At 60.8% G+C, this 14,479-nt stretch carries 16 protein-coding genes and 1 pseudogene; 16 read left to right on the forward strand and 1 reads right to left on the reverse strand.

Going from position 1 to position 14,479, the window contains the following annotated elements; all coding sequences use genetic code 11:
• The first annotated feature begins 27 nt into the window (after positions 1-27).
• From rpmA to modC, 11 genes are all read left to right on the forward strand, one after another.
• Complete coding sequence (rpmA, locus tag ACYJRZ_RS24445) at positions 28-297, forward strand: 50S ribosomal protein L27 (protein WP_004127267.1); 270 nt, start codon at positions 28-30, stop codon at positions 295-297.
• Between the two features lie 129 nt (positions 298-426).
• Entirely contained in the window at positions 427-1,062 is a 636-nt protein-coding gene (locus ACYJRZ_RS24450) for a GNAT family N-acetyltransferase (protein WP_459463403.1), read from the forward strand.
• Positions 1,059-1,646 (forward strand): GNAT family N-acetyltransferase, encoded by a 588-nt coding sequence (locus ACYJRZ_RS24455; protein WP_459463405.1) that lies wholly within the window; start codon positions 1,059-1,061, stop codon positions 1,644-1,646. The genes ACYJRZ_RS24450 and ACYJRZ_RS24455 overlap by 4 nt, the downstream gene beginning before the upstream one ends.
• Before the next feature lie 268 nt (positions 1,647-1,914).
• A complete protein-coding gene (gene obgE, locus ACYJRZ_RS24460; protein WP_459463407.1) occupies positions 1,915-3,006 on the forward strand; it encodes a GTPase ObgE in 1,092 nt (363 codons plus the stop codon).
• A complete protein-coding gene (gene proB / locus ACYJRZ_RS24465) occupies positions 3,003-4,172 on the forward strand; it encodes a glutamate 5-kinase (protein ID WP_459463409.1) in 1,170 nt (389 codons plus the stop codon). The genes obgE and proB overlap by 4 nt, the downstream gene beginning before the upstream one ends.
• The gene (locus ACYJRZ_RS24470; RefSeq protein ID WP_459463411.1) at positions 4,165-5,448 is read left to right on the forward strand and encodes a glutamate-5-semialdehyde dehydrogenase; all 1,284 of its coding nucleotides are present in this window, start codon (positions 4,165-4,167) and stop codon (positions 5,446-5,448) included. Before proB ends, ACYJRZ_RS24470 begins: the two co-directional genes overlap by 8 nt.
• A gap of 37 nt (positions 5,449-5,485) precedes the next feature.
• Positions 5,486-6,067 (forward strand): nicotinate-nucleotide adenylyltransferase, encoded by a 582-nt coding sequence (locus tag ACYJRZ_RS24475; RefSeq protein ID WP_244441482.1) that lies wholly within the window; start codon positions 5,486-5,488, stop codon positions 6,065-6,067.
• Positions 6,068-6,165: 98 nt separating this feature from the next.
• Positions 6,166-6,378 (forward strand): hypothetical protein, encoded by a 213-nt coding sequence (locus ACYJRZ_RS24480; protein WP_459463413.1) that lies wholly within the window; start codon positions 6,166-6,168, stop codon positions 6,376-6,378.
• Between the two features lie 245 nt (positions 6,379-6,623).
• A complete protein-coding gene (modA, locus tag ACYJRZ_RS24485) occupies positions 6,624-7,421 on the forward strand; it encodes a molybdate ABC transporter substrate-binding protein (RefSeq protein WP_459463415.1) in 798 nt (265 codons plus the stop codon).
• Positions 7,422-7,508: 87 nt separating this feature from the next.
• Positions 7,509-8,210, forward strand: coding sequence for a molybdate ABC transporter permease subunit (gene modB / locus ACYJRZ_RS24490; protein ID WP_459463417.1), 702 nt, complete (start codon positions 7,509-7,511; stop codon positions 8,208-8,210).
• Positions 8,207-9,280 (forward strand): molybdenum ABC transporter ATP-binding protein, encoded by a 1,074-nt coding sequence (gene modC, locus ACYJRZ_RS24495; protein ID WP_459463419.1) that lies wholly within the window; start codon positions 8,207-8,209, stop codon positions 9,278-9,280. The genes modB and modC overlap by 4 nt, the downstream gene beginning before the upstream one ends.
• Here modC and ACYJRZ_RS24500 read toward each other — a convergent pair whose 3' ends face one another.
• On the reverse strand, positions 9,281-9,664 hold the full coding sequence (locus ACYJRZ_RS24500; RefSeq protein WP_459463421.1) for a winged helix-turn-helix domain-containing protein: 384 nt from the start codon (positions 9,662-9,664) through the stop codon (positions 9,281-9,283).
• Positions 9,665-9,836: 172 nt separating this feature from the next.
• Here ACYJRZ_RS24500 and ACYJRZ_RS24505 point away from each other — a divergent pair, with 172 nt between their 5' ends.
• From ACYJRZ_RS24505 to ACYJRZ_RS24525, 5 genes and pseudogenes are all read left to right on the forward strand, one after another.
• Positions 9,837-10,136 carry a DUF1330 domain-containing protein gene (locus tag ACYJRZ_RS24505; RefSeq protein ID WP_459463423.1) on the forward strand — a complete coding sequence of 100 codons (300 nt, stop codon included), beginning with the start codon at positions 9,837-9,839 and terminating at the stop codon, positions 10,134-10,136.
• Between the two features lie 162 nt (positions 10,137-10,298).
• A pseudogene (gene rsfS / locus ACYJRZ_RS24510) lies at positions 10,299-10,741 on the forward strand (ribosome silencing factor).
• Positions 10,742-10,928: 187 nt separating this feature from the next.
• The gene (gene rlmH / locus ACYJRZ_RS24515) at positions 10,929-11,411 is read left to right on the forward strand and encodes a 23S rRNA (pseudouridine(1915)-N(3))-methyltransferase RlmH (protein ID WP_047634055.1); all 483 of its coding nucleotides are present in this window, start codon (positions 10,929-10,931) and stop codon (positions 11,409-11,411) included.
• A gap of 187 nt (positions 11,412-11,598) precedes the next feature.
• Positions 11,599-13,041, forward strand: a complete 1,443-nt coding sequence (locus tag ACYJRZ_RS24520) for a murein hydrolase activator EnvC family protein (protein WP_459463425.1) — start codon at positions 11,599-11,601, stop codon at positions 13,039-13,041.
• A complete protein-coding gene (locus tag ACYJRZ_RS24525; protein WP_459463427.1) occupies positions 13,031-14,359 on the forward strand; it encodes a S41 family peptidase in 1,329 nt (442 codons plus the stop codon). The genes ACYJRZ_RS24520 and ACYJRZ_RS24525 overlap by 11 nt, the downstream gene beginning before the upstream one ends.
• The last annotated feature ends 120 nt before the right edge of the window (positions 14,360-14,479 follow it).

The raw sequence follows: 14,479 nt of genomic DNA on the forward strand, positions 1-14,479 counted from the left end.
GGGATCAAGGTTTAAAGGAGAACTCCAATGGCACACAAAAAAGCTGGCGGTTCCTCGCGCAACGGTCGCGATTCCGAATCCAAGCGCCTTGGCGTGAAGAAGTTCGGCGGCGAAGCCGTCATCGCAGGCAACATTATCGTGCGTCAGCGCGGCACGCAGTGGCACCCGGGTTCCAACGTTGGCCTCGGCAAGGATCACACGATTTTTGCGCTTACGGCGGGCAACGTGAACTACCGTACGAAGGCCAATGGCCGCGTGTACGTGTCTGTAATGCCGAAAGCGGAAGCAGCGGAATAAGCCGGTAGCGCTCTAAAACAGCCGGCGTCTCATCGACCCGGCTGACCGCATCAGGTTCAGTCCAGAAAACAGGGGAGATGGGGCGCCATCTCCCCTTTTTCTTTACCCTCAACCAAGGAGGACTGAACCATGCAAGGCGAATTGTTAAGGGAAGGCCAATCGAGGTCTCCCGAAGAGCGGCTGAGGCCGGAACGGTTAAGGACCGATTGCCCCGTCTTACTGTCGGAAAGGCTCGTTCTGCGCGCGCCCCACGAAGAAGACATCGACGCCCTTGCCCATCTCGCCAACAACGCCAATGTCGCCACAATGGTATCGCGTATGCCGCACCCGTATACGAACGCCGATGCCGCCGATTTCGTGCGACGCACGAAGCTTGGCGAGATTGGCAAGTGCGTCTATGCCATTACCAAAGCCGACAACGGCGCCTTTCTCGGTTGCTGCGGGGTCGAACCCACGGGCGATCCGAACACGGTCGAGATTGGTTACTGGCTGGGCGAACCTTATTGGAACCAGGGCTATACGACGGAAGCGGCTCATGCCCTTATCGACATGGTCTTCCGCACCCGTGAAAACGTCGCGCAGATCGATGCCCGTTGCCGGGTAACGAACGTCGCATCGCGGCGCGTCGTCCAGAAGTGCGGCTTCCAGTTCCAGGGATCCGGCCTTGCCGCATCGCTGGCGCTCGGCAGCACCGTACCGGTCGAATGGTACCGGCTCGACCGCAAGACCTGGATCTCGCTGCGCAGCTGGGGAGGCATGAGATGAACGCTCTCGCCCTCACCCGCCGCGACGCCCGGATACTGATGCCTGGGCCAACGCCGGTCATCCAGACCGGCCGACTGACGCTGCGCCCGCACCGGCTCAGCGATGCCGATATGATTGCGGAATCGCTTTCGGATTTCGCCATCACCCGCATGCTGGCCCGCGTTCCCGCGCCCTATGACCGGCAGGATGCGCTCGACTGGCTGGTCGAGCACACCTCCGGCCTCGGTGTCGATTGGGAGCTCGCCATTACGGAGCGGGATGATGCCCATATCGGCTGCGTCGGCATCGAGCTTCGCCACGGCCGCTGGCACCTCGGTTATTGGCTGAACCGCTTCTATTGGCGGCAAGGCATAATGACCGAAGCGGTCAAGGCTGCGCTCGAACGTTTTGCCCGCCGCATGCCCGAAGTCGCCGTTCATTCCGGCGTCTTCGCCGACAATCCGGCGTCGCTCAAGCTGCAGCAGAAGCTCGGCTTCGAGATCACCGGCTGCTCGGAGATCTACAGCTTCGCCCGCAACACCATGGTTCCGCATATCGAAACCGTGCTGAAGCCGGGAGCGCTGCGGCTCTCGCAGGCGGCTTGAAGTCCTGAGAATAGGCCATCGCTGGCCCGTCCGGCGATGGCCGTCATACCAATCATGCAGTTCCGCCCCTTTATGGCGCTGGAACCGCACGATATTCTTTGACCTCAGCTCGAAGCGCCTATATCGAAGGCGACATGACGGGCAAACGGCCGCTCGATGTATCTTTTGGATGCAAAAGGAGCGGCAGACATTGAAAAGAGCGCATAGGCTTTTGTGAATCCCAATCGATCCAAAGGGATATGCGTCGACACCGGGTGACGGACGTAAGATGAAATTTCTCGATGAAGCAAAAGTCTATATTCGCTCAGGCGATGGCGGCGCGGGCAGCGTCTCCTTCCGCCGCGAGAAGTTCATCGAGTTCGGTGGTCCAGACGGCGGCGATGGCGGCCGCGGCGGCGATGTCTGGGTTGAGGCCGTCAACGGCCTGAATACATTGATCGATTTCCGCTACCAGCAGCACTTCAAGGCCAAGGTCGGCATGCATGGCATGGGCAAGAACCGCGCCGGCGCCAAGGGCGACGATGTGACGCTGAAAGTGCCGGTGGGAACGCAGATTTTCGAAGAAGATGGCGAAACCCTGATCTGCGACATCACGCAGGAAGGCCAGCGCTTCCGCCTTGCCGCCGGCGGCAATGGCGGCTTCGGTAACGCCTATTTCAAATCCTCGGTCAACCAGGCGCCTGACTGGGCCAATCCCGGCCTTCCGGGCGAAGAAAAGACCATCTGGTTGCGGTTGAAGCTGATCGCCGATGCCGGCCTGGTCGGTCTGCCGAATGCCGGAAAATCGACTTTCCTGGCTGCCGTCAGCCGCGCCCGGCCGAAGATCGCCAACTATCCGTTCACGACGCTGCACCCTAATCTCGGCGTCGCCACCATCGACGGCCAGGAATTCATTCTGGCCGATATTCCCGGCCTGATCGAAGGCGCCCACGAAGGTGTGGGCATCGGCGATCGCTTCCTCGGCCATGTCGAGCGTACCCGCGTACTGTTGCATCTGGTCTCCGCCCAGGAAGAAAAGGTCGGCAAGGCCTACAAGACCGTGAAGCACGAGTTGGAAGCCTATGGCAACGACATCACGGACAAGCCGGAGATCGTCGCCCTCTCGCAGATCGACGTGCTGGACGAGGAAACGCTGAAGAAGAAGACGCGCGAGCTGGCGCGGGCCTGCGGCAAGACGCCCTTCCAGATTTCCGCCGCCACCGGACGCGGCATGACGGAAGTATTGCGGGCGCTGCGCGACGTAATCGTCGAAGCCAATGCCGGCGAAGCGGACAAGCCCGCGAAAACGCCGAAGCTGCGGCACCGCGACATGCAGTCCGCCGATGATGTCGGCGCTGACGACGAGGACAATCAGGGATGACTGCCCGCAAGCCGCTCGATCGCTACCGCCGCATCGTCATCAAGATCGGCTCGGCCCTTCTCGTCGATCGCAAGACCGGCTTGAAGAAATCCTGGCTCGACGGCATGTGCGCGGATATTGCCGCGCTGAAGGCGAAGGGCATCGATGTGCTGGTGGTTTCCTCGGGCGCGATCGCGCTCGGCCGCTCCGTACTCGATCTGCCCTCCGGCGCGCTGAAGCTGGAGGAAAGCCAGGCGGCAGCAGCCGTCGGCCAGATCTCGCTGGCCCGCGCCTGGTCGGAAAGCCTATCGCATGACAATATCGTTGCGGGCCAGATCCTGCTGACGCTTGGCGACACAGAAGAGCGACGGCGCTATCTCAATGCGCGCGCCACCATCAACCAGCTCCTGAAAATCGGCGCAGTGCCGATCATCAACGAAAACGATACGGTCGCGACCAGCGAAATCCGCTATGGCGACAATGATCGCCTCGCCGCCCGCGTCGCCACCATGACCGGCGCGGACCTTCTGGTGCTGCTGTCTGACATCGACGGGCTCTACACCGCCCCGCCGCATCTCGATCCGCAGGCGAAATTCCTCGACGCGATCGCCGAAATCACGCCCGAGATCGAAGCCATGGCCGGCGGCGCCGCCTCGGAACTGTCGCGCGGCGGCATGCGCACGAAGATTGATGCCGGCAAGATTGCGACCGGCGCCGGCTGCGCCATGATTATCGCATCGGGCAAGACCGACCGGCCGCTGAATGCGATCGAGAGCGGCGCCCGCTCCTCCTGGTTTGCGCCGTCGGGCACGCCCGTCACCGCGCGCAAGACCTGGATTGCCGGCCAGCTGCAGCCGGCCGGCGAATTGCATGTCGACGATGGCGCGGTGACTGCGCTTGGCGCCGGCAAGAGCCTGCTGCCTGCCGGCGTCCGTAAAATTGTCGGTCATTTCGGCCGCGGCGACACCGTTGCCGTCATAGGACCCTCCGGCCGCGAGATCGCTCGCGGCCTTGTCGGCTACGATGCCGAAGAGGCCCGCCAGATTACCGGCCGCAAATCGGCTGAGATCGAGGCAATCCTCGGCTATGCCGGCCGCGCCGCCATGGTGCATCGCGACGACCTCGTCATGACCGCTTCCGTCAAGGCGAAGGCCGAGAAATCGAAGAAGGATGAAGCTCATGCTTGATACTGTCGCACAAAGCCCCGACATCGACGCGCTGATGAATGATATCGGCCGCAAGGCCCGGGCTGCGTCGCGACCGTTGGCCTTCGCGTCTACTGACAGCAAGAATAAAGCTCTGAATGCCATGGCGGATGCCATTCTGGCTCGCAAGGATCATATCCTCGCTGAAAACGCCAAGGACCTGAAAGACGTCGAAGGTACCGACATGCTCGCCTCCTTTGTCGACCGCCTGACGCTGACTGACAAGCGGGTCGCCGAAATGGCCGAAGGCATCCGCGCCATCGCCGCCCTGCCTGATCCCGTCGGCGAAGTCATCGCCGCCTGGGATCGCCCGAACGGTTTGAAGATCGAGCGCGTCCGCACGCCGCTCGGCGTCATCGGCGTTATCTTCGAAAGCCGGCCGAACGTGACGGCCGATGCCGGCGCACTGTGCCTGAAAGCCGGCAATGCCGTGATCCTGCGCTGCGGCAGCGATTCGCGCCGCTCCTCGCAGGCGATCCATGAGTGCCTGGTCGAAGGATTGAAGGCCGCTGGCCTGCCGGAACATGCTATCCAACTCGTGCCCGTCAGCGATCGCGCCGCCGTCGGCGCCATGCTGCGCGGCCTCGAAGGCAATATCGACGTCATTGTGCCACGCGGCGGCAAGAGCCTCGTCGGACGCGTGCAGACCGAGGCGCGCGTACCGGTCTTTGCCCATCTTGAAGGCCTTTGCCACATCTACATCGATGCGTCGGCTGATCTCGACATGGCGAAATCCATCGTCGTCAACGCCAAGATGCGTCGCACGGGCATCTGCGGCGCGGCCGAAACGCTGCTGGTCGACAAGAAGGCCGCTTCCACCCATCTGAAGCCGCTGCTTGACGGACTTGCTGCGGCCGGCTGCGAAATCCGTGGCTCCGCCGATGTGCTGCAGCTCGTTCCCGGCCTCAAGGCGGCAACGGAAGAGGATTGGACGACGGAATATCTGGCCGCGATTATCTCTGTCGCGCTGGTCGACGGCATTTCAGGCGCAATCGGCCATATCGGCAAATATTCATCGAACCATACCGAAGCCGTGATCGCCGAAGATCCTGATGTTGTCGAGCGTTTCTTCACCGAGATTGATTCGGCGATCCTGCTGCACAATGCTTCCACGCAATTTGCCGATGGCGGCGAATTCGGCATGGGCGCGGAAATCGGCATCGCCACCGGCAAGATGCACGCGCGCGGGCCTGTCGGCGTCGAGCAGCTCACCTCCTTCAAATATCGCGTTCGCGGCACCGGACAGATACGGCCCTAACGTGCTGAAAGAAGAGGTCGATCAACGCTATCTGCGCATGCCCCATGCCGAGCGCGGCATGGTGGTCGGTCTTTTCGGCGGCTCGTTCAACCCGCCGCATGAAGGCCATGCCTTGGTTGCCGAAATCGCCATCCGCCGGCTTGGCCTCGATCAGCTCTGGTGGATGGTAACGCCGGGCAACCCGCTGAAGAGCCGCAATCATCTGGCGCCGCTTGCCGAGCGCATCGCGCTAAGCGAACAGATCCTCCACAATCCGCGCATCAAGGTGACAGCCTTCGAGCAGACGCTGGGCATGAGTTACACGGCCAACACGCTGGCGCATGTGAAGGCGCGCAACCGCCATGTCCATTTCATCTGGATCATGGGCGCCGATAGCCTGAATACGTTCCATCGCTGGCAGAAGTGGCAGGAAATCGCGCAAACCTTTCCGATCGCCGTCATCGACCGGCCGGGATCGACGCTCTCCTATCTCTCCGCCAAGATGGCAAAGACGTTCCACTACGCACGCGTCGACGAAGATGACGCCCGAGTACTCTGGAAGAAGCGCGCGCCGGCCTGGACCTTCATCCACGGACCGCGCTCGACGCTCAGCTCGACAGCTTTGCGAGCCGCACAATAATTCCGCCAATTTTCGGAAAACCTGGAAAAATAAAAAGCCCGACGCGGGAGGAGGTGCGTCGGGCTTTTGAACCTGATCAGCAACTGGGAGGAGGAGAGTTGCTGATCCATATCGGACGGCTTTGGGAGGAGGAGATCGCCGTCTCGATGGTTATGTTTTACCAGATTCTACCGATTGATAAATGGGCGATTGCGCAATGCAGCAATGCATTTAACGCATGGCTATCAAAATTTTCTGCCCAAAAAACGCTTCTTTTGCAAATTGCACGCCGCTCCGCCTTCAGTGTCCGGCTTAATTCGGCGAAAGAATGACGCGGGATCCCACGGTTCGTAACGTTACGTCTTGCTTCGTGAGCGTTCGCCAATCCATTGAGCAAATCGAGTCATGCATTTTTGTAATGCCCAAAGCCATTCATATGCGCCATATCATGGAAAATCCATAAAATTCGTGGGTTTATACGATCATATTGCGATGTGTTTTTCTAAATACATCCCTAGCCAAGCCTTGTCGGTCGTTATATCTCTCAGAATATGTCGACATCTTTGGGAGAATTCAGATGACCACCAGCCGACGCCGATGGATCAAGCTTGCCGCCGCTGCAATATCAACCGCATGGCTGGGCCTTTCGGTCATCCCAGCACCGGCCGTCGCCGCCGACAAGATCGTCGTCTTTGCCGCCGCCAGCATGAAAAACGCACTCGACAATGCCGATGCCGCCTTCACCAAGGAAACCGGCAAGGAAGTTACCGTCTCCTATGCGGCGAGCGGACCGCTCGCCAAGCAGCTTGAAAACGGGGCGCCGGCCGATGTTTTCATCTCCGCCGACACCAACTGGATGGATTATGTCGCCGGCAAGAAGCTGATCAAGGACGATAGCCGCGTGAACCTGCTGGGTAATAAACTCGTTCTCGTCGCCGCCAAGGACAAGGCGAAACCGCTCGAGATCAAGCAGGGCTTTGATCTGGCTAGCCTGCTTGGCGACGGCCGCCTGGCCATCGGCCAGCCGGAATCGGTACCAGCCGGCAAATACGGCAAGACGGCGCTGGAAAAGCTCGGCGCCTGGCCCTCGGTCGAAAAGAAGGTCGCAGGCGCCGAAAGCGTGCGCGCCGCCCTCGCCCTCGTTTCGCGCGGCGAAGCTCCTTACGGCATCGTCTATCAGACCGATGTCTCCGCCGATCCTGGCGTTGCCGTCGTCGGCACCTTTCCGGCAGACAGCCACCCGCCAATCGTTTATCCAATCGCGATTACCAGCAGCAGCAAGAACCCGGATGTACAAGCCTATTTCGACTTTCTGAAATCGGCTAAGGCTGTTCCGTTCTTCGAGCATGAGGGCTTCACGGTTCTGAAGCGGTGAGAATTGTCACTGCAAGATAGAACATGAAAGTTCAACCCTCAGGCTCGCCAGCTCGTGGCGGGCCTGAGACGTTCTAAGGGGCGGAATTTGGATGTATTGGGTTTAAGCAGCGACGAATGGACAGCCATAGAGCTGAGTCTGCGGGTTTCCATCGTCGCCATGCTGGTCAGCCTGCCCTTCGGCATCGGAGCCGCATATCTGCTTGCGCGCGGGCGGTTCTGGGGCAAATCGATCCTCAATGGCCTCATCCATCTGCCGCTGATCCTGCCGCCCGTCGTCACCGGCTTTATCCTCCTCATCCTCTTTGGCCGTAAAGGACCGATCGGAACGCTCTTCGAACAATATCTCGGCCTCGTCTTCTCCTTCCGCTGGACGGGCGCCGCACTTGCCTGCGGCGTCATGGGCTTTCCGCTGATGGTAAGAAGCATCCGCCTCTCGGTCGAAGCCGTCGACCGCAAGCTGGAGGAAGCCGCCGGCACATTGGGCGCAAGCCCCATATGGACCTTTCTGACGGTCACCCTGCCCCTGATCCTGCCCGGGATCATCGCCGGCATGATCCTATCCTTCGCCAAAGCCATGGGTGAATTCGGCGCCACCATTACCTTCGTTTCCAACATTCCTGGCGAGACACAGACGCTATCGTCTGCCATTTATACCTTCACCCAGGTACCGGGCGGCGATGCCGGCGCCATGCGGCTCACTATTGTCGCCATCGTTATTTCCATGGCGGCACTGCTTGCCTCGGAATTCCTCGCCTATCTCGCCGGACGGAGGGTGGATTTCGAATGACGCTTTCAGTCGATATTCGCCACCGCTTCGGCGCCTTTTCGCTAGAGGCTGCATTCACGTCCGATGGCGGCGTGACGGCCCTCTTCGGCCGCTCCGGCTCCGGCAAGACGTCGATCGTCCGCATCATTGCCGGCCTGACGCGCCCTGATCACGGCCATATCAGCCTCGACGATACCGTGCTTGCCGATAGCAACAGGCAGATCTTTGTGCCACGCCACCGCCGCCGCTTCGGCTATGTCTTTCAGGAGGCACGCCTGTTCCCGCATCTATCCGTGCGGCAGAACCTCAATTATGGCCGTTGGTTTGCACCCAAAAGCGAGCGCGGTGAAAGCTTTGACGGCGTCGTCGATCTCCTCGGCATCAGTGCTCTTCTCGACCGGCGTCCGGCAAAACTCTCCGGCGGCGAAAAACAGCGCGTCGCGATCGGCCGCGCCCTGCTCTCTTCGCCGCGGCTCCTGCTGATGGACGAGCCGCTGGCTGCGCTCGACGAAGCCCGCAAGGCGGAAATCGTGCCCTATCTCGAACGGTTGCGGGATGAGACGAAGATCCCGATCATCTATGTCAGCCACTCCATCGCCGAGGTGGCGCGGCTTGCCAACCGCGTCGTCGTCATGCGCGACGGTAAAGTCGATGCGATTGGTGCTGCCGTCGATATTTTCAGCCAGCTCTCCAGTCCGCTGGCGGCCGACCGCCGCGAAGCCGGTGTGCTATTGGAAGGCCGCGTGGAATCGATGGACGATCGCCATCAGCTCACCGTGATCGCTTTGAAGGCGATAAAACTCATCGTGCCAGGTCAGGCGGCGGCTGTGGGCAAGACCGTGCGCGTCCACATTCCCGCCCGTGACGTCATGCTGGCAACGACGCGACCGGAGGGTCTCAGCGCCCTCAATATCCTCGACGGCAAAGTGCTGGAGATCAATATGGATGCAGATGGGACGGCGGAGATTAGGGTCGATTGCAGCGGCGACATCATAACTGCCCGCATCACGCAATTTTCCGCCGAACGACTGGGCCTGCGCATAGGCCTGCCCATCCATACTGTCATTAAGACCGTGGCGCTCGAACACTAGTCAGGATTTCTTCGAAGAAGCGTCCGCCGAGCTGCGATTGGCTTCGAGCCAGTTCAGGTCATCGGCTATTGCCGCGCGCAATGTCGTTTCCATGCCGCGGAATCGCCGCAGCAACTCCTCGCCAAACGGCGTCAGGGCAGCGCCGCCGCCCTTCTGGCCGCCGCGCTGCGATTCAACGACCGGTTCGCGGAACATATGATTGAGTTCGCTGATGAGCAGCCAGGCCCGGCGATAGGACATATCCATGGCGCGACCGGCGGCCGAGATCGAGCCGGTCTCCTGAATATGCTCGAGAAGCTCCATTTTGCCGCGTCCAAGCCTATCCTGCCCTGGAAAGCTGATGCGGAGGATAGGCTTCAACGGGGACTGCGGAGCATCTGTCATGGCGTCTGTAAGCAGTTGATATCTGCATAATCTATACGTGGCCTTCGTCCGGCTGTACATGCCGACGGAAATGGACAATCGGTTGAATCGGCCTATGTGATCTTCAGAAAAAAACGCATTGGTGCGTCGAGTACGGACCGCGCCAACCTTAGTGTTTGAGAGGAGGAGATCGATGCCGGCCTATATCATTTCCGATGTCACCGTCAGGAACGCCGAAGCCTTCCAAACCTACCGGACCCGAGCGGCCGCCTCCATCGCTCACTATGGCGGGCATTATCTTGTCCGTGGCGGCTCGATCGAAAAACTCGAGGGCGGCTGGTCGCCGCAAGCGATCGTAATCGTGGAATTTCCGGATTTGGAACGAGCGAGAGCCTGGTATGGCTCGGCGGAATATGCGCATGCCCTCGAAGTCCGCGACCAGGCGCTCAGCCGCAACCTTATTCTTATCGATGGAGTGGGCGGGGAAGGCTGATTTTCGTCTTCGGCACGAATATTCGCCCATATCTGGTGCGAAAGCGCCCTATTCGGACACAAAACCTTGTCTTCAAGGCCCCAAGATGGCCGTCAGCGTCTTGAAACCTTAATGCTTTGATGCCTATCTTTGTCGTGTGATCGACTCAGATCACCTCCGTGCATGTTCTGTTACTCAAGGAAGGAAGAGCACTGACAACAGTACACGCCAAGGGAAGAACGCCTGTCGTTATCCCGAAGAGCTCGGAACGTGGCGCCGATGCCGCTGCCCGCGCCCTGCAAGCCGTCCTCGCAAGCCTCGAGGACTCCAAGGCCGAAAATATCGTCACCATCGACATTGCTGGCAAGTCTGCGCTTGGAGACTACATGGTCGTCGTCTCCGGCCGATCGAACCGCCATGTCCTGGCGATTGCCGACCATCTCATGACCGATCTCAAGGACGAGGGCTTCGGCAATGCCCGCGTCGAGGGTCTCGATGGCGGCGACTGGGTGTTGATCGACACCGGCGACATCATCGTTCATGTCTTCAGACCCGAGATCCGCGAGTTCTACAACATCGAAAAGATGTGGGCAGCACCCGATCTCGACGAAGGCACGCTGCACTAGCGGAGCGACCGCATTTCCAGGAAAACTGCGCAGGCGGTTTTCCGTCCAAAATGCGGAATGATCCAAGGGCGCCTTCCCGGCCCCCCCGTGTGCAGGTTTACTGCGCAGCTTTTTGATCGCCGGAGATGAAGCCTCCGGCCAGAGTTTCGTTTTGTGCCGCCATGACGGCGGATATGTGGGAGCGGGGATGCGGATAGGTCTTTTTGCGGTGGGACGGCTGAAAGCCGGCCCGGAAAAGGATCTTGCGGCTCGCTATCTCGACCGTTTCGCCAAGGCCGGCCCGGCAATCGGCCTTGAAATGGCGCGCATGACCGAGGTTGCCGAAAGCCGCGCCTCCAACAGCGAGACCCGCAAGCGCGAGGAAGCGGGCCTGCTGCAGAAGGCGCATCCCGAGGGCGGCGTCCTCATCCTTCTCGACGAACGCGGCAAGGCGCTCGACAGCGAAGCCTTCGCCGCCATGCTCGGGACATATCGCGATCAGGGCAAGCGCGACCTGACGATCGCCATCGGTGGCGCCGATGGCCTCGATCCCGCCCTCTACGACAAGGCGGACATGACAATTTGCCTGGGAAAGCTGACCTGGCCGCATCAGCTGGTGCGTATTCTGATTGCCGAACAGCTCTACCGCGCCGTGACCATCCTCTCCGGGCACCCCTACCACCGGGTGTGATTACTCCATCCATTTTGAAAACAGTTTGGCTTTCGCCGTTTTTGCGTTAACGAAACGCTCACAGAGGCGTGTTTTGATTCCCGCCCTGAAAATAACGATGCTTCCTGGATGATCGCGGCAAATCAGCTTATTTTCGCGTGATCCGAAGGGACCAGGCCGAACCGACTGGATGAGAAAAGCCCCGCCCATGCTTTCACGTATCGTGCTGCCAGCTTTGGCGGCAACGCTCGGCATGGGCGTCTATATGGCAGGCCCTTTCTCCCGGGAAGACGTCGCCGTCGCGCAGGAAGCCGATGCCATCGCGCCGCAAGCACCCGATGATCACACTTCGACGACAGCTTCGATACTGCCGTCCGCACAAGAGGCGCCTGACCCGGCAGCGGACCTTGCCCGCAAGCGTGACGAAACCCGCGCGCAGCTCGATGCGCTTTCCAAGACGATCAGCCTTTCCTCCGGCAAGACGCAGGAGCTGGAAGACAGCATCGCCTCGCTCGACAAGAGCACCGAAAGCCTGCGCCAGGCGCTGATCGACAGTGCAGCCCGCCGCAAGGACCTGGATCGCAAGATCCAGCAAAGCGAGAAGACGCTGACGAATCTTGCGGTCAAGCAGGATAAGATCCGCGCATCGCTGCACGAACGCCGCGCCCTTCTTGCGGAGGTTCTCGGCGCACTGGAGCGCATGGGACGCAATCCGCCGCCGGCGCTTCTGGTGACGCCGGATGACGCCCTCGCCTCGGTGCGCAGCGCCATTCTTCTCGGCGCCGTCGTCCCCGGAATGCGCAAGGAGACGGACAAGCTCATTGCCGATCTGACCGATCTCAGCAAGTTGCAGGCCGATACCGCCGCCGAAAAGGCGAGCTTCACCGCCACCATGACCAACAGTCTGGAGGAGGAGCGGCGCATGGATCTGCTGATTGCGGAGAACGACAAGCACAGCAAGGAAAATGCAGCCCAGCTCGAGGCGGAGCGCAAGCGCGCGGAAGAGCTGGCAGGCCAGGCGACCAGCCTGGAAGGCCTCGTTGCCTCCCTCGAAAGTCAGATCGGCTCCGTGCGCGATGCTGCCGCTGCTGCCCGTGCGGAAGAAGCGCGCCGGGCGCAGATGAGCGAACAGCAGCGCGAGCAGGCGAAAGCCCTTGCCGAGAACGGCGTGCCCGATAAAAACCGCATTACGCCCGCATATGCCTTCTCAGACCTGAAGAAAAAGTTGGAGTTGCCCGTGGCGGGCGATATTCTCCGCCAGTTCGGCGACGACGATGGCACCGGCCACACCGCGATGGGACTTACCGTCGCGACCGGTCCGGAAGCACTGGTCACGGCTCCCGCCGACGGCACGGTCGTCTACGCCGGCGCGTTTCGCAGCTACGGACAGATGATCATTCTGGATACGGGCGACGGCTATCACATGGTGCTGTCGGGCATGGACGCGATCAAGACGCGCCCTGGCAGATTCGTCTTCGCTGGCGAGCCGCTAGCCACCATGGGCCAAAAAAGAGTCGCGAGCGCGACCGCATTGGCGCTGGAAACGGATCGGCCAACGCTTTACATTGAATTCCGAAAAGATGGAAAACCAGTCGATTCTCGGCCCTGGTGGACCTCCAAAGACACTGGAAAGGCACGCAATGATACGTAGGGCTTCTCTTGTTCTCGTCGGCGCATTGATGGGTGCGACCGCGATGGGCGCTATCTACTCGGCGGTAGCACCGGCGGAAGCCGCTGGCACTTCCACCTACAAGGAGTTGTCGATTTTCGGCGATGTCTTTGAGCGTGTCCGCGCGCAGTATGTGACGCCTCCCCAGGAAGACAAGCTCATCGAAGCCGCCATCAACGGCATGCTGTCTTCGCTGGACCCGCATTCGAGCTACATGAACGCCAAGGATGCCGAGGACATGCGCACCCAGACCAAGGGTGAATTCGGCGGTCTCGGCATCGAAGTGACGATGGACAACGACCTCGTCAAGGTCATCACCCCGATCGACGATACGCCTGCCGCCAAGGCCGGTGTCCTTGCCGGCGACTATATCACAGCCATCGACGGCCAGTCCGTGCGCGGCCTGAAGCTGGAAGACGCCGTCGAGAAGATGCGCGGCCCGGTCAAGACGCCGATCAAGCTCACCCTGATGCGCAAGGGCGTCGACAAGCCGATCGAGCTCACTGTCGTCCGTGATGTCATTGCCGTTGCCGCCGTCAAGTCGCGCGAGGAAGGCGGCGATGTCGGCTATATCCGCATCATCTCCTTCACCGAAAAGACGACGCCGGACCTCGAAGCCGCGATCGCCAAGATCAAGAAGGATATTCCGGCCGATAAGCTGAAGGGCTATGTGCTCGATCTGCGCCTCAACCCGGGCGGTCTGCTCGATCAGGCGATCAACGTCGCCGACGACGTGCTCGAGCGCGGCGAGATCGTTTCGACCCGCGGCCGCAATCCGGATGAAACCCGCCGCTTCAACGCCACCCCAGGCGATCTGACCGACGGTAAGCCGATCATCGTGCTGACCAATGGCGGCTCGGCCTCGGCTTCGGAAATCGTCGCCGGCGCCCTGCAGGATCTGCGTCGCGCCACCGTGCTCGGCACGCAGTCCTTCGGCAAGGGCTCTGTGCAAACGATCATTCCGCTCGGCGATGGCAACGGCGCGCTGCGCCTGACGACGGCGCTCTACTATACGCCGTCGGGGCGCTCGATCCAGGGTACGGGCATCACGCCTGACATTAAGGTCGACCAGCCGCTTCCCGACGACCTGAAGGGCAAGCTGACGACGGAAGGCGAATCCAGCCTGCCGGGCCACATCAAGGGCCAGAGCGAGACTGACAAGGGCTCCGGCTCTTCGGCCTACGTGCCGCCGGATCCGAAGGACGATATCCAGCTCAACTACGCGCTCGACCTGCTGCGTGGCGCGAAGACGGATCCGGCCTTCCCGCCGAACCCCGAAAAAGCGGTTTCCTCCAAGTAAGGATGGGCGCCGGGCTGGAAACAGACCCGGCGCTTTCATGATGAGGGGGGCGGGATAGGCATATCGTTCCGCTCTTCCTCGATCAGCCTCTGAATCCAGCGTCATTCAGAACAGTTTTGT

It is taken from the genome of Rhizobium sp. No.120, from assembly GCF_054558365.1.

What these genes read in the sequence shown, in the direction of transcription:
- rpmA (WP_004127267.1), top strand. Translation starts at nt 28, where the DNA reads ATGGCACACAAAAAAGCTGGCGGTTCCTCGCGCAACGGTCGCGATTCC.
- ACYJRZ_RS24450 (WP_459463403.1), top strand. Translation starts at nt 427, where the DNA reads ATGCAAGGCGAATTGTTAAGGGAAGGCCAATCGAGGTCTCCCGAAGAG.
- ACYJRZ_RS24455 (WP_459463405.1), top strand. Translation starts at nt 1,059, where the DNA reads ATGAACGCTCTCGCCCTCACCCGCCGCGACGCCCGGATACTGATGCCT.
- obgE (WP_459463407.1), top strand. Translation starts at nt 1,915, where the DNA reads ATGAAATTTCTCGATGAAGCAAAAGTCTATATTCGCTCAGGCGATGGC.
- proB (WP_459463409.1), top strand. Translation starts at nt 3,003, where the DNA reads ATGACTGCCCGCAAGCCGCTCGATCGCTACCGCCGCATCGTCATCAAG.
- ACYJRZ_RS24470 (WP_459463411.1), top strand. Translation starts at nt 4,165, where the DNA reads ATGCTTGATACTGTCGCACAAAGCCCCGACATCGACGCGCTGATGAAT.
- ACYJRZ_RS24475 (WP_244441482.1), top strand. Translation starts at nt 5,486, where the DNA reads ATGCCCCATGCCGAGCGCGGCATGGTGGTCGGTCTTTTCGGCGGCTCG.
- modA (WP_459463415.1), top strand. Translation starts at nt 6,624, where the DNA reads ATGACCACCAGCCGACGCCGATGGATCAAGCTTGCCGCCGCTGCAATA.
- modC (WP_459463419.1), top strand. Translation starts at nt 8,207, where the DNA reads ATGACGCTTTCAGTCGATATTCGCCACCGCTTCGGCGCCTTTTCGCTA.
- ACYJRZ_RS24500 (WP_459463421.1), bottom strand. Translation starts at nt 9,664, where the DNA reads ATGACAGATGCTCCGCAGTCCCCGTTGAAGCCTATCCTCCGCATCAGC.
- ACYJRZ_RS24505 (WP_459463423.1), top strand. Translation starts at nt 9,837, where the DNA reads ATGCCGGCCTATATCATTTCCGATGTCACCGTCAGGAACGCCGAAGCC.
- rlmH (WP_047634055.1), top strand. Translation starts at nt 10,929, where the DNA reads ATGCGGATAGGTCTTTTTGCGGTGGGACGGCTGAAAGCCGGCCCGGAA.
- ACYJRZ_RS24520 (WP_459463425.1), top strand. Translation starts at nt 11,599, where the DNA reads ATGCTTTCACGTATCGTGCTGCCAGCTTTGGCGGCAACGCTCGGCATG.
- ACYJRZ_RS24525 (WP_459463427.1), top strand. Translation starts at nt 13,031, where the DNA reads ATGATACGTAGGGCTTCTCTTGTTCTCGTCGGCGCATTGATGGGTGCG.